Source organism: Halobacteriovorax sp. ZH5_bin.2 (genome assembly GCF_043196375.1).
Taxonomy (GTDB): domain Bacteria; phylum Bdellovibrionota; class Bacteriovoracia; order Bacteriovoracales; family Bacteriovoracaceae; genus Halobacteriovorax_A.
The window spans coordinates 174,217-197,365 of record NZ_JBEBMJ010000002.1 but is presented as its reverse complement, the minus strand read 5'-3'; the positions used below and the strand labels follow the sequence as shown (position 1 = coordinate 197,365).

At 37.3% G+C, this 23,149-nt stretch carries 27 protein-coding genes and 2 tRNA genes; 14 read left to right on the top strand and 15 right to left on the bottom strand.

Translation table 11 applies throughout. The features are described from left to right. Positions 1 to 147: 147 nt before the first annotated feature. Positions 148 to 232, bottom strand: a tRNA-Leu gene (locus ABMA76_RS06185). Positions 233 to 344: 112 nt separating this feature from the next. Between ABMA76_RS06185 and ABMA76_RS06180 the strand changes: the two genes are divergently transcribed. Continuing rightward, positions 345 to 1,013: a hypothetical protein gene (locus tag ABMA76_RS06180; RefSeq protein WP_392907993.1), complete on the top strand. Its 669-nt coding sequence runs from the start codon at positions 345 to 347 to the stop codon at positions 1,011 to 1,013. Here ABMA76_RS06180 and ABMA76_RS06175 read toward each other — a convergent pair. The 7 genes from ABMA76_RS06175 to ABMA76_RS06145 form a co-directional block, all read right to left on the bottom strand. After that, on the bottom strand, positions 1,010 to 1,543 hold the full coding sequence (locus ABMA76_RS06175) for a zinc-dependent peptidase (RefSeq protein ID WP_392907996.1): 534 nt from the start codon (positions 1,541 to 1,543) through the stop codon (positions 1,010 to 1,012). The two genes, ABMA76_RS06180 and ABMA76_RS06175, sit on opposite strands and share 4 nt — an antisense overlap. Positions 1,544 to 1,597: 54 nt before the next feature. Further along, a complete protein-coding gene (locus ABMA76_RS06170) occupies positions 1,598 to 2,239 on the bottom strand; it encodes an NAD(P)H-dependent oxidoreductase (RefSeq protein ID WP_392907999.1) in 642 nt (213 codons plus the stop codon). Continuing rightward, positions 2,229 to 2,669 carry a MarR family winged helix-turn-helix transcriptional regulator gene (locus ABMA76_RS06165; RefSeq protein ID WP_392908002.1) on the bottom strand — a complete coding sequence of 147 codons (441 nt, stop codon included), beginning with the start codon at positions 2,667 to 2,669 and terminating at the stop codon, positions 2,229 to 2,231. The genes ABMA76_RS06170 and ABMA76_RS06165 overlap by 11 nt, the downstream gene beginning before the upstream one ends. Continuing rightward, on the bottom strand, positions 2,669 to 3,145 hold the full coding sequence (locus ABMA76_RS06160) for a glutathione peroxidase (RefSeq protein ID WP_392908004.1): 477 nt from the start codon (positions 3,143 to 3,145) through the stop codon (positions 2,669 to 2,671). Before ABMA76_RS06160 ends, ABMA76_RS06165 begins: the two co-directional genes overlap by 1 nt. Before the next feature lie 103 nt (positions 3,146 to 3,248). Then, positions 3,249 to 3,551: a hypothetical protein gene (locus ABMA76_RS06155; protein ID WP_392908005.1), complete on the bottom strand. Its 303-nt coding sequence runs from the start codon at positions 3,549 to 3,551 to the stop codon at positions 3,249 to 3,251. Positions 3,552 to 3,583: 32 nt separating this feature from the next. Next, positions 3,584 to 3,805: a hypothetical protein gene (locus tag ABMA76_RS06150; protein ID WP_392908007.1), complete on the bottom strand. Its 222-nt coding sequence runs from the start codon at positions 3,803 to 3,805 to the stop codon at positions 3,584 to 3,586. Between the two features lie 107 nt (positions 3,806 to 3,912). After that, positions 3,913 to 4,176, bottom strand: a complete 264-nt coding sequence (locus ABMA76_RS06145; RefSeq protein ID WP_392908010.1) for a hypothetical protein — start codon at positions 4,174 to 4,176, stop codon at positions 3,913 to 3,915. A gap of 123 nt (positions 4,177 to 4,299) precedes the next feature. Between ABMA76_RS06145 and ABMA76_RS06140 the strand changes: the two genes are divergently transcribed. From ABMA76_RS06140 to ABMA76_RS06130, 3 genes are all read left to right on the top strand, one after another. After that, a complete protein-coding gene (locus tag ABMA76_RS06140) occupies positions 4,300 to 5,217 on the top strand; it encodes an alpha/beta hydrolase fold domain-containing protein (protein WP_392908012.1) in 918 nt (305 codons plus the stop codon). A gap of 152 nt (positions 5,218 to 5,369) precedes the next feature. After that, entirely contained in the window at positions 5,370 to 5,975 is a 606-nt protein-coding gene (locus ABMA76_RS06135; protein WP_392908015.1) for a hypothetical protein, read from the top strand. A 49-nt stretch (positions 5,976 to 6,024) separates the two neighbouring features. Beyond that, positions 6,025 to 6,447, top strand: a complete 423-nt coding sequence (locus ABMA76_RS06130; RefSeq protein ID WP_392908017.1) for a thioesterase family protein — start codon at positions 6,025 to 6,027, stop codon at positions 6,445 to 6,447. Positions 6,448 to 6,483: 36 nt separating this feature from the next. Here the strand turns inward: ABMA76_RS06130 and ABMA76_RS06125 are convergent, their stop codons facing one another. The 6 genes from ABMA76_RS06125 to ABMA76_RS06100 all read right to left on the bottom strand — a co-directional run bounded on the left by ABMA76_RS06125 (position 6,484) and on the right by ABMA76_RS06100 (position 12,591). Beyond that, the gene (locus tag ABMA76_RS06125; RefSeq protein ID WP_392908019.1) at positions 6,484 to 7,524 is read right to left on the bottom strand and encodes a hypothetical protein; all 1,041 of its coding nucleotides are present in this window, start codon (positions 7,522 to 7,524) and stop codon (positions 6,484 to 6,486) included. 111 nt (positions 7,525 to 7,635) lie between these two features. Further along, the gene (locus ABMA76_RS06120; RefSeq protein ID WP_392908021.1) at positions 7,636 to 9,030 is read right to left on the bottom strand and encodes an L-serine ammonia-lyase; all 1,395 of its coding nucleotides are present in this window, start codon (positions 9,028 to 9,030) and stop codon (positions 7,636 to 7,638) included. A gap of 37 nt (positions 9,031 to 9,067) precedes the next feature. After that, positions 9,068 to 10,582, bottom strand: a complete 1,515-nt coding sequence (locus ABMA76_RS06115; protein WP_392908023.1) for a hypothetical protein — start codon at positions 10,580 to 10,582, stop codon at positions 9,068 to 9,070. A gap of 72 nt (positions 10,583 to 10,654) precedes the next feature. Further along, positions 10,655 to 10,927: a hypothetical protein gene (locus tag ABMA76_RS06110; protein ID WP_392908025.1), complete on the bottom strand. Its 273-nt coding sequence runs from the start codon at positions 10,925 to 10,927 to the stop codon at positions 10,655 to 10,657. A 58-nt stretch (positions 10,928 to 10,985) separates the two neighbouring features. After that, complete coding sequence (locus ABMA76_RS06105) at positions 10,986 to 11,585, bottom strand: 3'-5' exonuclease (RefSeq protein WP_392908027.1); 600 nt, start codon at positions 11,583 to 11,585, stop codon at positions 10,986 to 10,988. Continuing rightward, positions 11,563 to 12,591, bottom strand: a complete 1,029-nt coding sequence (locus ABMA76_RS06100; RefSeq protein ID WP_392908029.1) for a trypsin-like serine peptidase — start codon at positions 12,589 to 12,591, stop codon at positions 11,563 to 11,565. The genes ABMA76_RS06105 and ABMA76_RS06100 overlap by 23 nt, the downstream gene beginning before the upstream one ends. Positions 12,592 to 12,714: 123 nt before the next feature. Here ABMA76_RS06100 and queA point away from each other — a divergent pair, with 123 nt between their 5' ends. The 7 genes from queA to ABMA76_RS06065 all read left to right on the top strand — a co-directional run bounded on the left by queA (position 12,715) and on the right by ABMA76_RS06065 (position 19,036). Beyond that, on the top strand, positions 12,715 to 13,770 hold the full coding sequence (queA, locus tag ABMA76_RS06095; RefSeq protein WP_392908032.1) for a tRNA preQ1(34) S-adenosylmethionine ribosyltransferase-isomerase QueA: 1,056 nt from the start codon (positions 12,715 to 12,717) through the stop codon (positions 13,768 to 13,770). 6 nt (positions 13,771 to 13,776) lie between these two features. Then, positions 13,777 to 14,895: a tRNA guanosine(34) transglycosylase Tgt gene (tgt, locus tag ABMA76_RS06090; RefSeq protein ID WP_392860975.1), complete on the top strand. Its 1,119-nt coding sequence runs from the start codon at positions 13,777 to 13,779 to the stop codon at positions 14,893 to 14,895. 26 nt (positions 14,896 to 14,921) lie between these two features. Beyond that, positions 14,922 to 15,260, top strand: coding sequence for a preprotein translocase subunit YajC (gene yajC, locus ABMA76_RS06085; protein WP_392908035.1), 339 nt, complete (start codon positions 14,922 to 14,924; stop codon positions 15,258 to 15,260). A gap of 2 nt (positions 15,261 to 15,262) precedes the next feature. Beyond that, positions 15,263 to 15,586, top strand: coding sequence for a twin-arginine translocase TatA/TatE family subunit (locus ABMA76_RS06080; RefSeq protein WP_392908037.1), 324 nt, complete (start codon positions 15,263 to 15,265; stop codon positions 15,584 to 15,586). Positions 15,587 to 15,708: 122 nt separating this feature from the next. After that, the gene (secD, locus tag ABMA76_RS06075; protein WP_393061142.1) at positions 15,709 to 17,418 is read left to right on the top strand and encodes a protein translocase subunit SecD; all 1,710 of its coding nucleotides are present in this window, start codon (positions 15,709 to 15,711) and stop codon (positions 17,416 to 17,418) included. Between the two features lie 15 nt (positions 17,419 to 17,433). Then, complete coding sequence (gene secF, locus ABMA76_RS06070) at positions 17,434 to 18,360, top strand: protein translocase subunit SecF (protein ID WP_392908042.1); 927 nt, start codon at positions 17,434 to 17,436, stop codon at positions 18,358 to 18,360. Beyond that, positions 18,347 to 19,036 (top strand): hypothetical protein, encoded by a 690-nt coding sequence (locus tag ABMA76_RS06065; RefSeq protein WP_392908044.1) that lies wholly within the window; start codon positions 18,347 to 18,349, stop codon positions 19,034 to 19,036. The genes secF and ABMA76_RS06065 overlap by 14 nt, the downstream gene beginning before the upstream one ends. Positions 19,037 to 19,039: 3 nt before the next feature. Here ABMA76_RS06065 and ABMA76_RS06060 read toward each other — a convergent pair whose 3' ends face one another. After that, positions 19,040 to 20,749 (bottom strand): hypothetical protein, encoded by a 1,710-nt coding sequence (locus ABMA76_RS06060; RefSeq protein ID WP_392908046.1) that lies wholly within the window; start codon positions 20,747 to 20,749, stop codon positions 19,040 to 19,042. Between the two features lie 283 nt (positions 20,750 to 21,032). Between ABMA76_RS06060 and ABMA76_RS06055 the strand changes: the two genes are divergently transcribed. The 3 genes from ABMA76_RS06055 to ABMA76_RS06045 all read left to right on the top strand — a co-directional run bounded on the left by ABMA76_RS06055 (position 21,033) and on the right by ABMA76_RS06045 (position 23,117). After that, positions 21,033 to 21,338, top strand: coding sequence for an HU family DNA-binding protein (locus ABMA76_RS06055; RefSeq protein ID WP_021266755.1), 306 nt, complete (start codon positions 21,033 to 21,035; stop codon positions 21,336 to 21,338). 130 nt (positions 21,339 to 21,468) lie between these two features. After that, a tRNA-Cys gene (locus ABMA76_RS06050) sits at positions 21,469 to 21,545 on the top strand. Between the two features lie 390 nt (positions 21,546 to 21,935). Beyond that, entirely contained in the window at positions 21,936 to 23,117 is a 1,182-nt protein-coding gene (locus ABMA76_RS06045; RefSeq protein ID WP_392908047.1) for a hypothetical protein, read from the top strand. Positions 23,118 to 23,149: the final 32 nt, after the last annotated feature.

The window sequence follows — 23,149 nt, the reverse complement described above, 5'->3', positions numbered from 1 at the left end:
TCTTCGGGATCTCCTGATCCCTCGAATTTGTTCGGCATCAATTTGCCATCGTGGCAATTGACGCCTCCAAAACCAGCACGCCTACGACTTGCTTTTAACTAAGCAAGTTATCTATTAAAATATGATATTTGGAATTTCTTTTTGAAATGGTGCCTAGAACTGGACTTGAACCAGCAAGCCTTGCGGCACACGGCCCTCAACCGTGCGTGTTTACCAATTTCACCACCTAGGCACATTGAAATCACTTGAATTCTTTAGATATATTAATCACTTAGAAATTAATTGGCAATGAAAAATCTTGCTGGATATTGACCCATTGTATCATTGTCGCTTAAGCTTTATTGGTGAGAGTTTTATTAACGTTGGTGCTAGTGGCACTTTCTTTTACAGCAGGGGCTGGTGAGTACACGAGGCCTTCTGAATACGCTGAGTTTACAGTTGAGATCAACGCTCCAATTGATATTGTATGGGACTATAATTCCAAAAATGAAAATGCCCGCCAGTGGTCGACTTATTTCTACAAGATTGTTTCTTGCCCGATATCTGATTGCCCATGGAATGCAAATTTAAAAGAAAGTGATATTGGCTTCACTCGTCGCTGTTATCGAAGAGAAAGTGAAAATGGTACTTTTTGGGATGAGACGACCACAAAAGTCACGAAGTCTGATGGAGAGTACTATAAGCAAATTAGGGCCTATAACTTCAATGAGTTTATGGATTTCATGAATTACGATGAGAAGGGAGAGTTTCTTGTGGAGCAATTTTATAAGAAGCTTGACGAAAATAAGACGTCTCTAACTTTTCGTTCTGGCTACATTAGGCGTCTTGAACTTGAGAGTCCACCCTCTAAATTTGAGTTCTTCTTTTGGGAACAAATCTTTAACTTCATAACAAAGAGAAGTGTTACCAATACCTTCAAGTGGAACTTGATTAATATAAAGGCCCATATTGAGCAGGGTGAAGATTATAAGAGAATACACCCTTATAGTTCAAATGATGCTGACTTTTACTAGTCTCTTAAGCGGTAAAACTTGTTAAGGTTTTCGTAGACTATAGGTTTTGAATTCTCAAGCTCTTGTGCCCTTTCAAAGTACATCAAAGAGAGTTTAGAAAAATCACCATTCATCTCTTTTAGGGCCAGCTTTCCAAAATCAATTTCAAATTGCTTCTCATTGAACTTCAACCATTTTTCAAATGGCCACGTCTTATCGATGAACTTTATGCTTGGATAGTAATTTGTTCTCCTTTTAAAGATAGGTAGGCACGCATAGTATGAAGTCAGAATACGTTGCTCTTCTTCGATTGATTCGTGCCAATTTTTCTCACTGTAGAAAACTAAGATCGAATTTAATAACTTATCTTTGTCTGGCGTCGTAAGCTCACTAAATAGAGAAGCCTGCGATGTAAGAAAATCATTCCACAATAATCTGTTTTGCTCATATTTCTTTTTCTGAAGATTTCTTCTTAGTTTATGAGAGTAATGCTTATAGAAGAAGTAACCAAATAAGAGAATAAAAAATAAAAGAATAGGAATGACAATCATACTGTCACCATAACATAAAAAAGCGGCCAATAAAATTGACCGCCTATTAATATTTTAGATTACTTTAAATACTTCATCGAAACTAAAGCGTACTTTTTCAAGGTCCTTGTACTTATCTTCATCTGATCTGTAACCAAGAGCTACTGTTCCAAGAGTTTTGTACTTTGTACCTTCTAATCCTAGAATTTTGTCGTACTCTTCAGGAACGATCCCTTCGATTGCACATGTATCAATGCCTTGAATTGCCGCTGTCATTAAAAGTTGCCCCATGGCGATATATGTTTGGCGTTGCGACCATTCTGGGATAGTTTTTGAGCGTGGCCCATCAATAAGCGCTCCTTTCATTACGTCAAAATAGCCCTGTAAGCTCTCACGTTCTACATTTCTTTGCTCAGCAATTGATTGCACAAATTTCTCAACGTACTCTTCATCAAGTTCTGTTAGGTAAGCTAGAACGACGTAGTGAGAAGCGTCTGTCACTTGAGATTGTCCCCAAGAATGTTCTCTTAGTTTTTCGCGTGTTGCCTGGTCATTTACTAAAATAAATTTCCAAGGCTGTAATCCAAATGAACTGGCCGCAAGTCTTAAAGACTCATTTAAAACGTGTAGGTCTTCATCTGATATCTTTTTCGTTTTATCAAAAATCTTTGTAGCGTAACGCCAATTTAGTGCTTTTATAATTTCTTCATTTTTCATGTGTACTCCATTGATTATAAATTTTATCTGCTTCAGCTTTTAATTTTTGAATCTCTTTAAGATCAACATTATTTGAACAAAGTAGCTTTTGCGGAATTGTTTTTGCTTTTTTCTTTAACTTCTTTCCACTAGTCGTGGTTGTGATATAGACAATTCTTTCATCTTCAAGACAACGTTTCTTCTCAACCATACCTTTTTCAATAAGGCGCTTAATTAAAGGAGTTAAAGTTCCATTATCAAGAGAAAGTTTTTCACCGAGTTGAGACATATTCACTTTGTCTGTCTCCCATAGGGCAAGCATGACAAGGTATTGTGGGTAGGTGAGGTTAATCTCATCAAGATATGGCCTATACTGGCTTGTAATTAACTTACTAAGTCTGTAGAGACTAAAACATACTTGATTATCGATTAATAGAAGCTCATCACTCATTATTTAAAACTCTTTTCAATATCTTTTTCTAAGCTTTCAGGCTTATCAATTGGTGCATATCTCTTAACAGGTTTACCTTCGCTATCAATGAGAAATTTTGTGAAATTCCATTTGATTTTCTTGCTGCCAAGTAGCCCAGGCAACTTGTCTTTAAGATATTGGTAAAGAGGGTGAGTGGTATCTCCATTAACATCAATTTTTTCAAAAAGTGGAAATGACGTTTTAAATGTTAGATCACAAAATGATTGAATATCTTCTGAACTTCCAGGCTCTTGTTTTCCAAACTGATTACATGGAAAGGCCAATATTTCTAATTTGCCTTGATATTTATCATAAAGCTTTTGTAGACCTTCATATTGTGGAGTAAACCCACACTTACTAGCAGTATTTACAATAAGGAGACTCTTTCCTTTAAATTCAGAAAGAGACCTTTCATTACCTCTAATATCGACTGCTTTATAATCATAGATGCTCATACATAATCTCCCGAGATTAGTTTATATGAGTATTATATATTACAAAATTATATTGTGTACAACATAATTGTAAAAAATAAGATATCGAAATAAATTCAATATCTTATTTATACTTACGATCAAATAGAGGAGGTCTGGCATGTCTTTCCATGTACTCATTCACTCTATATTCATCTTGCTCTTGGGCCTGATCTTGTGAAGCTGGTGTTCGCTCCATCTTCTCCTCTTCCATTTTTTCTTCACGTGACTGGTTACGTTCTTGACTTGCTCGTTCCTCTTCACCGTGAATTAGCCTCTGAACGGATGGGTCATTTTCATCTATAATGGCCGTATAGCGCTCACCGTAAACCTCCATACTGAATGCAAGGAGAGTTAATGTAATCAAGATATATGTGAGGACTTTCATCTTAAACCTCTTTCCTCTCTATCAAAATACTCTTATTCGTATATGAGAAAGTGAGTGTCAGTTAATGAGACACCTTTCTTACCTTCTTTAGAAGCTGGCATACGATCTCTATGTTGCTTCATCTTTGTTTTCTTATCTTTTTTCATCATTCGATGAGTTTCTGATTTCTCAGACATTTTCTTCTGCTTATCTTTGCGTGCAAACGCAGGCGTAGTCAGTAGGACAACAATTAATGTCATGGGAATTAGTTTCATATCTTACCTCTTTTTTGTGTTATAGCTTTAAAAGCTCTTTCGTTTGATTATGAAACTGTACTTTGGATTTTTTATGTAATTATTGTGGATATTGTTTGATAGTTTTTTTACTTGTAAGGTCTCTTATATTTCTCATCACTATCTTGAATATGACCGTTTTCATCTTCAGCTGGAATACTTGCCGGAAATCGACTTTGTTCAATTTCTTTTGGGATGACTGGGCCCATTCCATCATCATCAACTTTGAAGAGTTCTGCTTGTGTATCGTAAGTAGGCGTTTGTGTCTGGATTTCACTATCGACAATGATATAACCATAACTATATGAGGCCATAAATATAGAGATTAGAACAATTAAAGAGAATGCTTTCATTGGCCTTGTTACCTTTATTTTATTAAAATAACGAATATAGTTTTACTAATTTTAACTATCGGAATTTTATTTATATACTTTATTTAATAAATACTTTTCCGTGTAAATGTAATGGGTTACACATTGTCTAAATCAATTACTGAATTCATTCATAAGAAGCGACTTTCATCAATGCAGTCATTCTTTGATGTTGGTATAAAACGCTTTTCTCGAATCACTCTTGATGAGCTTAGAAGGGCGATGGATCTTATTGAAGGTGAGTATAAGGCCCTTGTTAAATGCTCTGTTCAAAAGCTCAATAATCAGACTTGCTTAGTATGGGGGGAGCCTAAGTCTCACTGTATCATTCACCTTCACTCTGGTGGCTATGTAACAGGTCATGAGTATACTAGTGCTCAATTCTGCCAAGCACTCTTTAACGAGCATAATGAGTCTGCATATATCATCTGCCCAGATTACCCATTATCTCCAGAGTCTAGCATTCCTGAGATTACGAATTGGTGCCTAGCTCTTTTAAATGATCTTCATCTAAAAGGTGTTAAGACTTTCACGCTAACAGGTGTCTCTGCTGGTGCAAACCTTGCGACTTTACTTAGCCTGGCCAATAATCACCTGGGTGATAAGAGCTTTGAAATTACTGATCTTCATCTTCTAACAGGTCACTATCAAAGTGACTTTGAGACGGCCTCTGCTAATAGATACGAAAGTGGGGAAGAGAGTGGATTATCAAAATCAATGCTCTTAAAGCTTTTGGATTACGCAATTTCCAATAGAGAAGTTCATATGCAGGATCCTGCAATTTTTCCACTCTATAGCGATGAACTTGATACATTACCAAAGACTTATATCTATGCTGCTAAGTATGATGTTCTCTATGATGATAGCTTAATGTTCTATGAGAAGTTACTTAGAGAAGGAGTGAATGTGACTTTCAAAGAGTTTTCACATGGCTTTCATGCATGGTCCAATCATGTACTTGAAAACGAGGAACTACTTAAGTATGCGAAGGAGTATATCTTTAATGAAATTGTTAGTTCGTAGATTCCTGTTGTCTAATCTATAATAAATAGCTGATATGGATATGGCCACTAAATAGGTCATATTCTTCCTTTAAAAATGATCAGAACTACGATAACTAGGTGTATTTAGAACATTTGTTGAGTAGCGATAAAATCTTACTTGTGAGAGGTTTTATGAAGACTCAATGGGGGTTTTACAGGCGTAACTTAGCAATTGGAGAGTTATATTCTCTACAGGGCCTTCTAAAATTAATTACTCTATTTTCGCTATTTTTTTTCATCTTACTAACGATTTTAATATTAATAATCCTATTTGATTATATTCCCTATGTTCCAAATATAAGCTTCATCCTTGTTGCTTCTTTATTGATTTATCAACATCGTTTCTCTAATGAATCTGAAGAACTTTTTGGTGAGTTACTATTTCCGAAAACCTCATTTAAGAAATGGTTTGAAAGAAGTTTTATGATCTGTTGTTTATCTCTAATTATTTCCTTCTTCTGCCTTTCGATGCTTAGGTATATCCGCTATTCTTCTGCAAATACGCAACAGCTGTTGTCTTACTTTCATATGGCCAAACCTGTCTATGCCTTTGTTTTTATCAAAAATCGTCCAGAAGATTTTTTAGCTTATTATGATAAAGGGATGCCTCTTGATCGAGACTTTAGATGGCTCAATGATGATATTCTTATTAAAGCTATGGTTGTTAATAATCGTCATGAGCTGCTAGTAAAGTTTCTATATAAGAAGAAGGGCCTTAATATTTCTTCTGCTCAATAATGAATTCTTATATCTTGTGTGAGTAAGTTTAATTCGTTAAAATTTATCCATGGCACGTATAAAACTATCGACACCTCAAAGAGAAGCTGATTTTAAAACAAAAATCGAGCTAACTATTAACTTCGTCAACTATGGAAATCATATGGGCAATGATGCTGTGGCAACACTTTGTCATGAAGGGCGTCTGCGCTTTCTAAAGTCCCTTGGCCATGATGAGCTTAATTGCTTTGGTAAATCTCTTATTCAAGCTGACGCCGCTTACATGTATCGCGGAGAAGCTTTCCATGGGGATGTTTTAGAAGTTGAAATGTTTGTCGAAGATATTAGTGAATACGGCTATGACCTTCTTTATAAGTTCACATGTGGCGATCGTCTTATCGCTTACGCTAAAAATGGCCTCGTTTTCTTTGACTATGAAGAGCGCAAGCTTGCCAAGGCTCCTCAAGATTTTTTAAATTATTTTAAGAAATAAAAAAGGCCTCAAATGAGGCCTTTTCTTATATTTGAATTAATCTATTTTTTGAATTTGTTGAATATATTCTCTGTACTCTTGAATATTATCATTTTGTGCTTGGATATTGTCTAGCTCTGGTAGGTCGACATTATCAAAAATATTTTTAACTTTGCTATCAATCTCATGCTTAACACCAATTGATAGTAGGAAGTCATAACACTTTAGTGCTTCTTCAATCTTCTTGTTTGCTTCGTGCATAGTCGCTGCATTTGAAGTTTCAAACGTTGAAGGAAGTTCAAGCTTTCCTAGTTTTCCACCTGAAACAACGTGAAGAAGTCCTGGCCAAAATGATGCTTCGTCTGCATCCATTGAGTCGTTAATTGCTAGTGCAAGGATGATATCAATACGCGCTTTTAAAAGAGCAATTGAAATTTCACGGTTGTGTCCTGCAACGATATACTCTTCAGACTTACTCAGAGTTGCACCTTGAGAGTCTTTAATCAGTGCATCTTTCATAAGTGTGTACATCGACATTTCTGCAAAACCATTGTTTTTTGCATTGAATGTTTGACGGTGGTGAACCTTGTGAAGGGCCGCAGCTACAGCATAGAACGATTGCTCATAGTTACGTTTTTTAAGTGACCACTTTCCAGTGTGAATTGGAGTCATCTTACCTTTCTTCATTGCTTTTTTAACGTTGAATTCACCCTTGATATCTGTTTCATAAACAGAGGCCATATTCTTGTAAAATTCTTCAACTGCATCATAGAAAAGCATGTCACGAATTTCTAAATTATCGTAAGGCTTAATTCCTGTATAAAGGTTGTACTCAAATGCCATAAAGAATTTTGCTGCATTTGTAAGTTTTTGACCCATTTCTATATTATCATTAAGGATAAGTGCGAAAGCATCACGTCTTTCAACTGAAGACTGTGCCGAACGAAGCTGTGAGTATAGCTGTGATGTTGTATCACTCATACCATCAGTCGTCTCACCAAGTTTATCCATTTTTTGTGGCATTTTGATGGCCTCTTTAACTTCCTTACAACCTGTAAATAGAGTAAGTAGCATTAGAGGAATTAAGATCTTTTTCATGACTCTCTCCCAAATTTTTTATGTAAAAGTAGGTCTTTGTATGATGTGAGTCACTAAAATGAAAGTGTTTATCTTGACGTGTGAAAGAAGTAACCTGTCTAACTAGCTGAATTAACACTCAGTGACGTTGACAGCGAGTCCTCCGCGACTTGTTTCCTTGTACTTCGTTTGCATATCGGCGCCAGTTTCTTTCATGGTTTTGATAACTTTATCAAGGCTCACAAAATGACTGCCATCTCCACGCATGGCCATTCTGGCCGCATTGATTGCTTTTACGGCACCCATGGCATTTCGCTCAATACATGGAATTTGCACAAGGCCACCAATAGGATCACAAGTAAGTCCCAAGTTGTGCTCCATTGCAATTTCAGCAGCGTTTTCAATTTGTTCGTTTGTTCCGCCTAGAACTTGTGCAAGTCCTGCTGCGGCCATTGAACAAGCAACGCCAACTTCACCTTGGCAACCAACTTCGGCACCTGAAATTGATGCATTCTTCTTATAAAGAATTCCAACACAGCCTGCGACTAAGAGGAAGTCGACAACCTTATCAATTGAAGCGTCTTTTACAAACTTTAGATAGTATTTGATAACTGCAGGAATGATTCCTGCTGCACCATTTGTTGGTGCCGTCACAACTTTTCCACCAGATGCATTTTCTTCGTTTACTGATATAGCAAAAAGATTTACCCAATCCATAATTGCTAGAGGATCAAGATTCTTTTCACAGTCTTTCTTTAAAAGAGCTTCGTGTAATTTTTTTGCGCGCTTATTAACTTTTAGGCCACCTGGGAGTTGACCTTCTGCTTTTAGGCCCCTACTTATACAATTGTCCATTGCTTGCCAAATAGCTTGTAGGCCGCTGTTTATTTCTTCTTCACTTCGCCATGTTGTTTCGTTTGTCTTAATCAGCTCACAAATTGAAATACCACTTTCATTGGCCGTGGCTAAAAGTTCATCGCCACAAGTGAATGGGTACTTTACCTTACTAGTGTGCTGAGAAAAGATATCGCCGTCATTATTCTCACCTTCAGCAACAATAAAGCCACCTCCGATTGAAAAATAGACTTTCTTAAATAACTCTTTGCCATCTTTATCGATTGCTTGAAAGCACATTCCATTTGAATGGAAGTCTAGCGTTTGCTTGCGGTGAAATAAGATATGTTCACGTGGAATATATGAAATAGTCTTTGCGTTTTCTTTGCCTTCAAAAAAAGTGAGCTTTTGTTGGTCATGTGCAGAATCTAGGATACGATCAATTTGATCAGGGCAGATATCTTCTGGTGTGTGGCCACTAAGACCTAGGATAACTGCCTTGTCTGTACCATGTCCTTTTCCTGTGAGAGCAAGGGAGCCATAGAGTGCAGTCGAGACAATATTAGTCTCTTCATAAAGGCCCATCGAAACAAGCTTATCCATAAATTCTTTAGCGGCCCTCATAGGTCCAACTGTGTGGGAGCTACTTGGCCCAATTCCAATTGAGTAGATATCAAAAACACTTAAATTCATGAGGGATTTATATCAGATGATTATGATTTGAGCTAGCCTAGTTCCACTTATCTTCAAGATATGTATGAATTGTGTTCACAGTTGCCGCATCTGGCGGGTCGTTAAAGAGCATTAGCTCCATGACATCGCCGTTGAAATAGCCGCCATTTCCACTAAGAGATCCTGTATGAGTGTAGCTATCACCAAGATATGAACCAAGAGAGATAGCGCCTGAGTGGGCATATAAAAGGGAGGTTGAGACTGTTGATCCGATAGAACTTCCGTTGACATAGCAAGTGAGGTCTCCGTCAGGCCCAGCTGCTCCAGCGTAATTGGTGTAATCAAATACCCATGTTACGTGGTAAATGGTATTTATTGAAACAGGTGCACTCACTGAGGTAAAAGGCTGGCTTCCATCGCCGTCGTTATTAATATTCCAAAAGCCACAGTAGAGGTTTCCGCCTTGGATATAAATATTCATTCCACGGCTAGCGCCGCCTTCTTCGTAAATGATCTGTAGATTTGTCACATCAGCGGAGGTTTCAAAAGAGGCCGTTATATTTCTCTGATCAGTAGTGGCCGTATTTAACTCAGCATGGTTTGCAACTGTTAGATATTGACTTGTTCCATTAAAGACAACGTGATTATCAAAAGAATCAAATGTTGGAGCTGCACCGTTTTGGTAGAAGTGATGAGTGTTGGCACTTGCTGATGTATCAAGCCAGTCTTCAACCGAACCATTGAAGGCACCATTTGAAGCATCAAGGCCTCCGCTATCTAAGATTGAACTAAGATCACTCGCATCTAAACGCGCTACCATATTTGGTAAAGACGTGGCCGGGTTAAAAACCTGGAATGCTCCCGAGTTTTGAATTACTTCAAAGCCGGCCTCATCAACGGCCTTTAAAGTTATGTAATAATTTGTTGCTTCTGTAAGAGTGAAGCTTGCGCCATTTACGCCATCTTGAATTTTATAAGATGTGACGTTTCCAATATCGATCCAAGTTTGTACATCTGTTGCTCCTGCACTTGTGCCAATAGCTATTTCATAGTGATCAAGAACACAATTATCTGTTGCTGCCGCCCAGGTTGTTGTCGTTGATGAGCCTGCCGTGGCATCATCTGCAGAGACATCTGGTACGCCTAAACCTGCAGGGGAAGTGTTGTCCCAGTAAAAACTCGTGCTTGTTAGTGTTGTTGAGATTTGCGCTGTCGCACTTACTGCGCGTACAGAAGGGTAGTAAGCTTGACATTCAGTGAGTCCGATAAGGCCTGTGTGAGTGTAATTTGTGACAACTCCAATATCCGTCCAGGCCGTATGCTCTGTGCCACCTGCTGAAGTCCCAAGAGCATATTCAATATGATCTAAGCTTGCTGGATTGGTCCAAGATATGGCCGGTGAATTTTGAGGTAGAACGCCTGTAATCACTGCTTGTGCAGTTGAGATAGCAGTAGGCGCTGCCTGTCCAACAGGAGCTGCCTGAATTCCTGATGCACCCTCTGCTCCTCCTGAACAAGAGGTGAGAGTAAGCCCAAGGTAAGTTAATATAATTGCGCACTTAACAGCATTCATTCTGGTTAAATTATAGAATGAATGAGTTACAATTTATTTAGGAAATAATTTACCTAGTTTAAGTTGCTGAAATTATTTACCACGAGAGTCTGGATAGATGCATCGATCCCCACAATTCTCTTCGATATCCTGCCACTTGGGATTTTGTTCCAATTCATACTTGTATTTATAGATTTCTTCAGAGGAAGGTTGACGAATTTTCCGCTCATCAGGAATTGCAGCTTCTTCATATGGATTGGTTGTTCCAAAGCTATCCATGCGGTATGCACCGCTCTGATTTTTTGATTTCTGTGCATATATACCAGATGTGAGGAGCAATATAGTCAATATACTTAGGACCTTCATACAAACTATCATGATCAAAAATCATGAATCTTTGATGAAAGAGTATGAAAAGAAATTCTTATTTGGTTTCTAAGGCCTGATAAAGTTTTAATGAAATCCAGGCGTCAGTTGCAGCATAACGAATCTGGGCATCAGTTAATTTATTATTTTCCCAATTTGTAAGCTTTGCTTTTTTGGAGATCTTCTTCTCTAAAAGAATTCCTGTAAGGGATTGCAGGCCAAGAGTGATATAGCCTTGGGCCTTAGCGAGATCCTGAACATCGACAACACCTTTAGCATTGATATGATATTGCTTTTTAAGATCACGACAATCGTCCTTTACCGCAACTCCTGTCTTAATAAGCTTCTCGTCTTCTAAGTAATCCACTAGGTAATCTGGGCACTGAATCTTATTTAAACGAAAAAGGAAGCATTCTTCTTCAAATGAAACTTGAATAAGGCTTATGCGAAAGTTATCTGTCTTTTTAAAAGATGGCCTTGATTCAGTATCAAGGCCAGTAACGATGTATTTTTGATTTAATTCTTGAAATCTCTTAGCAATATCTTGGGCCTTTTGTTCTGTATCAATAAGATAAATCTGGCCCGTGTAATCAATCATCTCGAAAGAGTTGATTTCTTCTTTGGTGATTCTTGCTTTAATATTCTTCGTATTCTTCAATGATCTCTTCCACTTCTTCTTCGCTATCAGCGCCTTCTTCAAAGATATAAGGCCCTAGAGCTTCTTTTAATTTGTAATCCGTGTAAGCAGAGGCAACTTTTGTAACTGTTTCACCTCGTCCACCAAGTGGAGATGATTGACTATCACACTTCCCACCTTGCTTCTTACACACATTTACTTTATAGCAACCTCTTTTAAAGTCAAAGGTATAATCGATATCACCTGCAACTAAAATTCCAATGACTTCATCTTTATTGTTAAAAACAGCTGAGCCTGAGTTTCCACCAAATGTGTCGAGGTCTGTTATAAACTCTTTGCTATAAATTGGATTTGATACAATTTTTGCACCTGCTGCAACCTTTAATGGCAACCCCGATGGGTAACCTGCTACATAAATATCTGTACCTTTTTTAGTTGCACTTGTTTTATGATTCAGTGTTAAAGATTTCTTATCAGATGCTTCGCGATCAAGTTCGATTACAGCGTAATCAAGAGTTCCTGTGTATGATGCAGCAACAACGCGCTTACATCCATAAACTTCGCTTTTTTGAATCTCTAAGTGTCCATCTTTATTTATAGAAGTAGAGTTGTAATTAAAAACCCACTTATTATCATTACAGGCCGAAGTCACTTGGTCAGATACTTCTGTTCCGCCACGGATCATACAGTGTCCGGCCGTCATTAGAAGATTTTTTCCAATTAAGAATCCGCTACAGCTTGCGATTGTAGGCTGATCTCTAAATCTCATGTCATTACATGTAGGGTAACCTCTATGATATTTTAAAGTAGGAAATCTTAGAAGCTTTGTATCAGCAACTTTTCCTTTCTCGTCTTTTAAAAAAGCGTAAGCTGGAACCATTGCTGCAACACTATCAACTAGAAATTCTTTATTTGATTCATGTACTTCAACTCGATTGTCACTTCCATAAATAATTTTATTGATGGCCATCGAATTTGTTGAAATTAGTACTGAAAATAATGCGATTTGCGTAAGATTTAACTTCAATTTTCCCTCTCTTTTACTTTTTGTAAGTTTTTGCAGTTTTCTTTACTTTTGAATATAAGAAAGTTGTGATTTGAAAAACTTACATGATGACGATTACCTAATTTCACGCTACTATCGGGACCTATGAACCAATTAAATAATGTGGATTTACAGCTATCGTCGTACGATTACGACTTGCCTAAAGAGCAGATTGCAGAGCGCCCAATTGAAGGACGTCATCACTCAAGATTATTAGTTTACAATTGTGAAACTGATACGATCTCACATCATAAATTTAGTGAACTGATTAATTTTCTCCCAAGTGAGACAACTCTGGTCCTTAATCAGAGTAAGGTATTCCCATGTCGACTAAAAGGTCACAAAGAAAGTGGTGGTAATGCAGAGGTTTTCTTTTTAACTGTTGAGCCAAATGAGGCCGGTCACTATCGCGCTCTTGTTAAGGCCCGTGGAAAGAAGAAGGCCGGCGACAAGTATATCTTTGCCAATGGTCTGACAATTTCTATCGTCGACAATATTGAAGGTGAGTTCTTAATTGCCCCTTCTATCGTTGGTAATGATTTAATTGATTACTTAAATGCTAACGCACTTGTTCCAATTCCTCCTTATATTCGTGGGGGAGAGTCGGACGATCAAGATAAGAAAGACTATCAAACAGTTTTTGCAAATGAGCTTGGAAGTGTTGCTGCTCCAACTGCGGGGCTTCACTTTTCAGATGAACTGCTAGAGCAGATTAAAAGTGAAGGGCATGATATTGCAAAAGTAACTTTACATGTCGGTCTTGGAACTTTTGCTCCTGTAAAAGTTGATAATCTAGAAGATCACAAAATGCACTCTGAAAATTACTTTGTTGATAAAGTAAATTTTGAAAAAATAAAAAATGCTAAAAAACGTTTTGCTGTTGGAACAACGAGTTTAAGAACTCTTGAAACGATTTGGCAAAATGGAGTGGAAGACTATACTCCTGGTGAGATGAAGGACACTTCAATCTTCTTGCATCCTGGTGTTGATGTGAAGAGTATCGACGGTTTAATAACAAATTTTCACCTGCCAAAGTCAACTCTTCTTATGCTTGTGAGTGCGCTAATTGGCCGTGAAAAAACATTAGAAATTTATAATATTGCAGTTAAAGAGGGATATCGTTTCTTTTCATACGGTGATGCGATGTTAATTTTAAGGTAAGTGAATATGATTAAAGTTGAAGGATATAGCGGCAAGGCCCGCGCAACTACAATTACAACTGAACACGGTGAAATTAAAACACCAATCTTTATGCCTGTTGGAACTCGTGCATCAGTTAAGTGTATGTGGCAAGAAGATCTTTATGAGATGAATGCTCAAATCATTCTTGGAAATACATACCACTTATACCTAAGACCTGGGCATGAGCTTATTGAAAAAGTTGGTGGTGGACTTCATGGGTTTATGAATTGGGATCGTCCAATTCTAACAGACTCTGGTGGGTTTCAAGTATTCTCACTTTCAGACATTAATAAAATTACAGAAGAAGGTGTAACTTTCTCTTCACATATTGATGGTTCAAAACACCTTATTTCTCCTGAGAAAAGTATGGAGATTCAAAAGGGCCTAGGCTCTGATATTGTGATGGCCTTTGATGAGTGTCCAAAACTTCCTGCAACGAAGGAAACTCTTCGCGAAAGTATGGAGTTAACACTTAGATGGGCCAAGCGTTGTATCGACTACAAGCTTCGCGACTATCAAAAACTTTTTGGTATTGTTCAAGGAGGGCTTCATAAAGATCTTCGTACGGAATGTATGCAGCGTCTTGAAGAAATGGACTTTCCAGGACTTGCTCTTGGTGGACTTTCAGTTGGTGAAAAGAATGAAGAGATGGTTGACTTCTTAAATGACTTTGTTCACACAATGCCGGATCAAAAACCAAGATACCTGATGGGTGTTGGTAAGCCTCTTGATATTCTAAATGGAATTCGAGCAGGTATTGATATGTTTGATTGTGTTCTTCCAACTAGAAACGCACGTAATGGACAATTCCTAACACACGATGGGCCATTAAATATTAAGAACCTTCGCTTTAGAGAAGATACGTTACCACCCGATCCAAGTTGTGACTGTAAAGTTTGTAAAACGTATTCACGTTCTTATATTAGACACCTCTATACAACTGGAGAGTTTCTTTCTGGTAACTTGATCACTTATCACAATCTTTATTTCATGATTAAGATGACTCAGGATGCACGCGAAGCGATTCTAGCGGATAGGTTTGACGATTATTACAAAGAATTTTATAACAGATACACTTCACGAAAATGGGCCTCAGGCCAATAAATATAATTAAAAGTTAGGAGAAACAAATGTTACAACTTTTTATATCTAATGCTTATGCTCAAGGTGGTGCTGCTGCTCCAGCTAATTCAGCAATGAACTTTGTTCCAATTATTGCTGTAGTTGCTATTTTTTATTTCCTTGTTTTCAGACCACAAAAGAAACAAATGGAAGAAGAAAAGAAAATGCTTGATACACTTGAAAAAGGTAACCGTGTTTACACAAAGTCAGGTATTTTTGGTACAATTGTTGGGATGACTGAAAAAGTTGTGGACCTTGAAGTTGCTGAAGGTACACGTATTAAAATCCTACGTTCACAACTTGGTGGACTTGAAGAAAGTATTCTTTCTAATAAAAAAGAGGCGTAATCATGTTTGGTGGCTTTGGTGCTGGTGAATTACTTATTGTTTTAGTTTTTGCTCTGATTTTTATCGGACCTAAAAAATTACCTGAACTTGCAAAAGGTTTAGGAAAAGGACTTCGCGAGTTTCAAAAGGCCAAGGATGATTTAATGGACCACGTCAATGATGCTGCAGAGACCAATTCTCACAAAGAGGAATCTGTGGCATCACAAATCACAGAGTCACCTGAAGCTAGCGTTGCAGCGCAAGGTGATGCCAAAATTAGCAATTCTGATAATTCTGAAGATGAAAAAGACCAAGTGATTGAGTCGGAAAAATCAAAGCAATCGTAAGTTTTTGAAATTAATATTCTCTTAATATTGTTTTTAAGTAGTTAATCTCATATAATTTTTGTAGTTTATTTAACTCAAATATTCGAGAAAACCAAAAGAAACCCAAGGATTAGGAGAATCTAATGAGAAGAGGCTGGTGGTATCGCTTCGTATTTCTACTTATCGTAGCGATCATTTCAGGTATTTCGATTGTACCTACTGCATTTAATTTTAAAGAAACTGACAATTTTCCAGTTAAGTCTAAGATCAACTTAGGACTAGACCTTCAAGGTGGTCTGTACATGATCTTAGGAATTGACTTCAAAAAGGTCTACAAGGACGAGGTTAAAGGATACGCACGCCGTTTAGAATTTAGCTTCAAGGACAAAACTGGTAACGGTTTTGAAATTGGTGACCTAGATTCATCTGATGAACTAGACCCACGCCAAGAAATCATCTTAGGTTCATCAACTGATGTTGAAACACTAAAGGATATTATTCACGATCAGTACAACGGTTTCTTAAGAGTAACAAAAGATACTGGGAGTACAATTTCTGTTGCCTTAACTAAGAAAGTTAAGACTGACATTGAAGATCAATCTGTAAAGAGATCAATCGAGGTTATTCGTAACCGTATTGATGAATTTGGTGTAACTGAGCCAGAGATTATCTCTCAAGGTAAAGACCGTATTGTTGTTCAGCTTCCGGGTGTTAAGGATATCGAAAGAGCAAAAGAGCTAATCGGTAAAACAGCAAAGCTTGAATTTAAGATGGTTAATTCTGAAATTGCACCAATCACTATTCAAGGTTGGGTGTCAAAAGCGAAAGAGCAAGGAATCGATTACAAAAAAGGTGAGAGATTTTCTGATTACGTGACAAAGGTTAACGAAATCGTAGCTTCTGATCTTCCTAAAGGTCATGTTCTTGCATTTGAAAGAGTAACTAATGCAAAAGGTGACATCCTTCAATTAGTACCATACTTAATTGAATCTGTTGCACGTCTTACAGGTGAAGACCTTGAAGATGCAAGAGTTCAATTTAACCCACAAAATAACAACAACCCAGAAGTAGGGCTTAACTTTAAGTCTCGTGGTGCAAAGATCTTTGCAGAAGTTACTGGTGAGAACGTAGGACGTTTAATGGCGATTACTCTTGATGGTAACGTTTATTCAGCTCCACGTATCAATGGTAAGATTGCTGGTGGACGTGCAACGATTTCTCTTGGTGGTAAAAGTTATAATGAGCAACTTAAAGAAGCAAAAGACTTAGCTCTTGTTCTTCGTGCCGGTGCTCTTCCAGTACAACTTGATTTCCTTGAGCAAAGAACAGTTGGTCCATCTCTTGGTGCCGATTCAATTGATAAGGCAAGATTTGCTGCAATCATTGGTTGTGTTCTAGTATTTGGTTTCATTCTTGTTTACTACAGAATTTCTGGTGTTTTCGCTGTTACAACACTAGCGCTAAACGTACTTATTATTCTGGCAATGCTTGTAGGTCTTGGGGCAACTCTAACTCTTCCTGGTATTGCAGGGATCGCTCTTACTGTTGGTATGGCCATTGACGCCAATATCATTATCTATGAGCGTATTCGAGAGGAAATACGAAATAATGTCGGCTTTTATAAAGCTGTTGAAAACGGATTCAACTCTGCTTTCTGGACAATTATTGATGCAAACATCACGACTGCTCTTGCTGGTATCTGTCTACTAAACTTTGGTACAGGTCCAATTAGAGGTTTCGCTGTTACATTATTAATTGGTATTTTTGCAACTGTTTACACTTCTTACTTTGTTTCAAAGCTTTTCTTTGAATTCTATATGAATAAAGTAGAAGGTCAGGACTTAAGCATTTAAGGATTGGAGTTTAAAATGTTTGAAATTATTAAAAGTAATACAAATTTTAATTTTGTTAATAAATTTGGAATTGCAGGTTTTATCTCTTTAATTCTTGTAATTGCTTCACTTGTTCTAATCGGTACTAAAATGAAATACGGTGTAGATTTCCGTGGTGGTGCTGAGATTCAAGTTAAGTTCCAAAAATCTGAAAACCTAGATGAACTTCGTCGTGAGATGAAGTCAGCTGGTTTCACTGGGGTTACAATCCAAACAATTGGTGAACCTCAAATGAATGAATACCTACTTAAAGTTAGTGCAAACGAAGGTAACTTAAACGAAGTTACTGAAAAGGTTTCACAGACACTAACGACTAAGTATCAGCAAGATGGTGTAGAGATCAGAAAAGTTGATATCGTTGGTCCAAAGGCCGGTGCAGAACTTAGAAAGTCTGGTTTCTTAGCAATGCTTTGGGCGCTTCTTGCAATTATGATCTATGTTGGTCTACGTTTCGATTTCAAATACTCGCCAGGTGCAATTGTTGCTCTTTTCCATGACGTAACAATTATTCTAGGTGTATTTGCTCTAACAGGAACAGAGTTTACACTTCAGACTGTTGCTGCAATTCTTGCGGTTATCGGATACTCGGTTAACGATACAGTTATCGTCTATGACCGTGTACGTGAGCATGAGCAAAAATTTGTTGGACGTGATATTAAAGATCATATCAATAATGCAATTAACGAAACACTTTCAAGAACAATCCTTACTTCAGGTACGACACTTTTCGTATCTGCGACGATGTTCTTTGTAGGTGGTCTTGCTATTCGTGATTTCTTTATGGCAATCACTCTTGGTGTTGTTGTTGGTACTTATTCGTCTAACTTTGTTGCAGCACCAGTTGTACTTCTATTTGATAAGTTTAGAGGGGAGCAGGCGAAAACTGCAGATGCAAACGCTTAATTCAAAATTTAATTTTATTAAATACTTAATTGCCCTGTGTGTACTTCTGAGTACACATGGGGTTTTTGCGTATGGTGATGAAGATTACGATAGTCGTGATAAGACGACTTCTTCCCAAGATGTCGAAAATCTTCAAGAGTCAATTGAGACTCTAAACCAAGAGATCAATAAAAATGGCGGCCAAGCTACAAATATAGTGGCCATGCCAACTCAAGGGCTTGCTCTAAAAAATGGTAAGGCCGACCCTGAGATGATGAGACGTGCTATTAAGATGATTAATGCACAATTTAAAAATGTTCCTGATGCACAAGTTGCCCAGATGATTCGTGAAAATGCTACGCAAAATCCAATCATGCAATTCTTTGTTAATAGTGATAAGCTTGTAAACTTTGCAGTAGGGATTGTTAAAGATGATAAGGCCTTGCTTTACTTATTCGAATTAACTCAGGATAAGGATGTTCTAAAGCTTGCCCTTGGTGTTGTTATCTTTCTTTTCATCATTAGCTTCTTTCTAAAACGTGCATTTATTAAGAAAGACGAATTCTTTGTCTTTCGCTACGTAAAGTCGCTTATCTTCTTTGTTTTTTCAACGGGATTAAAAGCCGGTGTTCTTTATTTTATCTATAAAGACTACCTAGATCCAAGTGTCGATGTTTTCATTAAGAGAGTTCTCTAACTTTTAGTTACCACTGGTTACAGGAATACAACCCATCTTACGATCAAGCGGTTTGATTGTTGTAGGAATTGATGTTGTGTAACCACTACTTGCAAGCTCACTTGAGTGCATCACTTGATATAGCTTCTGGTAACCACGCTTTTGTACATATGGTGCATCTTCATCAGCTGGCCAGTAGAAGTAGGTAGGTTGTGATTGTGTATCACTTGTTGGTTTGTAATGGATTCCATCATTAGTTAAGTGAAACCATATTTTCTTTAGCTGGCCTTCTCTAATAAACATAACGTCAGCAGGTTTAATCTCTTGCTTATTTCCATCACCAAGATCAATTACTTCACGTGGACCTTTGGCAAAGTAGAGACCTTCTGTAGGTGTTCCAATAATTTCACCAAGGGCCTTGAATTCAATATTCGATGAATTGTATTCAGTGTAGCCTGGACAAATTGCACGTCCACTATTGTCTGTAAAGAATGGAATCATAGCGAGTCCTGATTGAATTAGCCCTGACTCAGCTCCTGAACATGCCTCTGGGAAGCCTCCATCTTCAACGCTAACATTTGGTGCCACACAAGTTTCAAGAGGTGCAAAGTACGTTTTTGTGCCGCTAACGTTGGCCCCCATTTCAATCATGCGATCCTTAATTAGGAAATCAACCTTGCGGTTTTCACCATCTGCAATAAAGCGCACATCGTTTACATCCCACAGAGAAAAGTGGTCTGGCACTAGCTCGAGACGCGGAAATTGTGGAGCATCATCGTTTTGTCCTGTCTTGATATAGTCGTGACAAAAGATTGTATCTGAAACACCCGGTGGAAGATAAGGAGTCGGGTAGTCAACAGGCATATAGAAGTGCTTTCTTACTGTATCAAGATAGATCTGATCTCTTGGATCATAGTTTGAACTTGTGGCCGTCGCGCGAATCATACAAGTATATTGTGAGATAAGCTTTATTTTGAGGTTACCTTCGTACTCGTCATCATCACCTGGCTCAAATAATTTGAACTGCTCGTAATCACTTTTTGCATTCTCAACGCCACTTCCAGTTTCTTCAATATGGAAAGTATAAGCTTCCCCAAAGTTTACTGTCGTGGCCTCAAGGTTTGCTTCAAAAATATTTGTTCCTTGATAAGTCTTAAGGTCGGCCGTGTAGCGACGTCCGTCGATATCTGTGGCCACTAGCTGACAAGAAGGTGGGTTTTGGGCACCGTTATCAATTGAATTGTTACAGAAACCAAAAAGATTTTGTAGGTTAGCGTCGTCTTTAATTTTTGGCCCAACTGTTACTGTTCCGTATAGTGTAGCAACTGTGGCCGTCTTTTCTTGGCAAGTTGCTGCACATGAGGCACCACTTGTTACCGAGGCAACTTTTTGATTCTTACAAATACAAAAATCGTCATCAATAAAGACGGAGTCACTTGGACGAGCAATTACTTCGGGTGCTGTGATACAAACACCTGCAGAGGCTTCAATATTTTCGCGAGTAAAATCATCAAGTGTTTCATCGGCCAGGATTTCTTCTAATTGTGATTCGTCTGCAACGACTTCTCCTTCACCACATGAACTTGCACAGACATTTCCTTCGTTTAGAAGAAAGAATAGATCTTCACATGTATCGATATTATTGATGTCATCAAAGAACCCATCTGGACGTGCAACCTGTGGAACACAGGAAGATGTGATAAATAAGAATACAATTAAATATATTACCTTCATTGGCCTATTTCCTTAATTTTCTACTTACTTAATCGCCAGTTTTCATTGACTTCTTTAATTTTAGGTTAATTTCTTACATTTCATTGAAATTGTGTGAGAATTGACGTAATTTTAAGTAGTTATGCTGTTAGGAAATAAAATCTAGTGTATAATGATAGTAAAGTTTTTGTGGCACAATAAATATTCCTAATGTTTTTAGAGACTTGGACGATAAGTGAGGTAACTAAAAATCATAGGATTGAGTTTGTGCTCGAAAGAGTTCTCATATCGAGAGGAGATTATAATGACAAAAGCAGATTTAATTGCAGCAATCGAAAAGCAAGCAAATGTAACGCACAAGCAGGCCGAGACTGTTGTTAATATTTGTTTTGATGACATGATCAATGCTTTATTCAATGATGAAAGAATCGAAATTAGAGGTTTCGGATCTTTCGCAAACCGTAATTATAAAGCGTACGAAGGTCGTAACCCAAAGACTGGTAAGGTAGTGAAAGTGCCACCGAAGAAAGTTCCATTTTTCAAAGTTGGTAAAGAGCTAAGAGAAATGGTTGATGAGGGTAAAGACAAGTACGTTATCCGCGAAGCTTAACGGCCACGCATCCTGTTTTTTTAATACTTAAGTATAGGCCTGCCGCATTAGTGGCAGGTCAATATTTTTAAGCATTTAAATTGACTTATTAAAAAATATCCATATTATAGGAAATCTAAAATCATTCTGCGGACGGGTGCTAGAGTGGTCTAATAGGGCAGTTTGCAAAACTGTTTTTCACCGGTTCAAATCCGGTCTCGTCCTCCAAAAAAAAAGCCAGCTTCACAGCTGGCTTTTTTTATTCCTAAATATAATTCTTGAATTAATTACTTTCTTAGATATTCATACAATCGTATGTTGCGTATTTCTTCGTTTCGATATCGTATAGATAGAGTGCTTCACCATATTGTTTCCTTCGGTTATATAAACAATATATACTAAGATACTCTATAAGGAACTAGACTCTGTAAATTTGTACTAGGCTATCAAATGGTTTCTTTCACTACTGATAGGTCCTTGAATAGTCTTTTGTTGTCTTTAAGGAGCTAGTTAGAGGGGGGTGTATATATTTCAGTTGGTTATGCCTTGAAGCTTATCTTGTGCATAAGATTCTGAATATATTTATATCTATATTAAAATATGACGATGAGTAGTTATATGAAATTTTTAGTCCTCCTTATTTTAATAAGTACTTCGATTAGTGCAAGTAACGTCAAGATAAATTCCCAAGGTCCTGATGATGCTAAAATAATTGAATTGCAGCAAATTTATATAGAGTGCAATGTGGAGGATGCCGCTACTGATGTCACTTGTGAATATTTTGGAGATGGGTACTTTGATGGTTCAACTGCAATTTGGAAGCTAAATAATCAAAGCGTAGAAAAGCCTGTTTTTAAAGTAAACACTTTAAAAGATAGGAATGTGGTAGAGTTATTTAAGAAGACTGGTGATAAAATAATTTTAGGCCAAACTTATATTTTCTATAAAAAGCACATTGGAATAAATCTTAAAAATGGTTTTAAAGATATTCCAAATGTTGTCTACTTTCGTAATCGATCATTCAAAGAAACAATAGAGTTAAAGTATCCGTTAGATACTAAGAAGGCAAATGTCGAAATTTATTTAGAAGAAAAATTGATAGATAAATCTGGTGTAAGTATACAGAGTAATCAAATTACTTTCGATTTAATCGGCATCGAAAATAAAGCTAACGTAAAGCTTGTTTACCGCGAAGGGGATTATAAGTCTGAACTTTACATGACTTATATAAGAGGAGATGGGAGAGTCAAGCTTTCAAAAGATTTTGAAGGAAAGACTGCATATATTAGTTTTGTTGAAGAAGAGATTGAACGTTGGACAACTGTTTCTCAAAAAATTAGTGATGGTGAAGTTAGAAACTTGTTTGATGGAAACTATTTTATATTTATCGATGGTGATGATCAGTTGGGAAAGTTCATGCAGGTCAAAAATGGTAAAGCTGTTGAGTTACATAAGCTTACTTTTAAGAATAAAGATTATAGCGAAACGTTGAAGTATTATACTTTGGATTCAGCACCTGCTATCCAAGGTGAATCTTATACTTATAAATCGGGAACTAAGGTCATCTATGAAAAGACTAATTCTGGTGACTATGGTGGTTTATCAATACCTTTAAACCTTAATCATGCGATAGAGAAAACGTTACTCTTCGTTGTTGTGAAATCAAGTAATGAAGTAAAGGTCCATCCATATGATTTAAGTAAATTATATGCAGGGGCTTCTGATACTGGACTTGAAGTAAATACTATCGTTGAAAAAGGTAGTGATGTGTTTATTTCTTATTGGTATTTTAAAAATTAGTACATCGATACTTTTGGTAGTTTCAGTTAGTT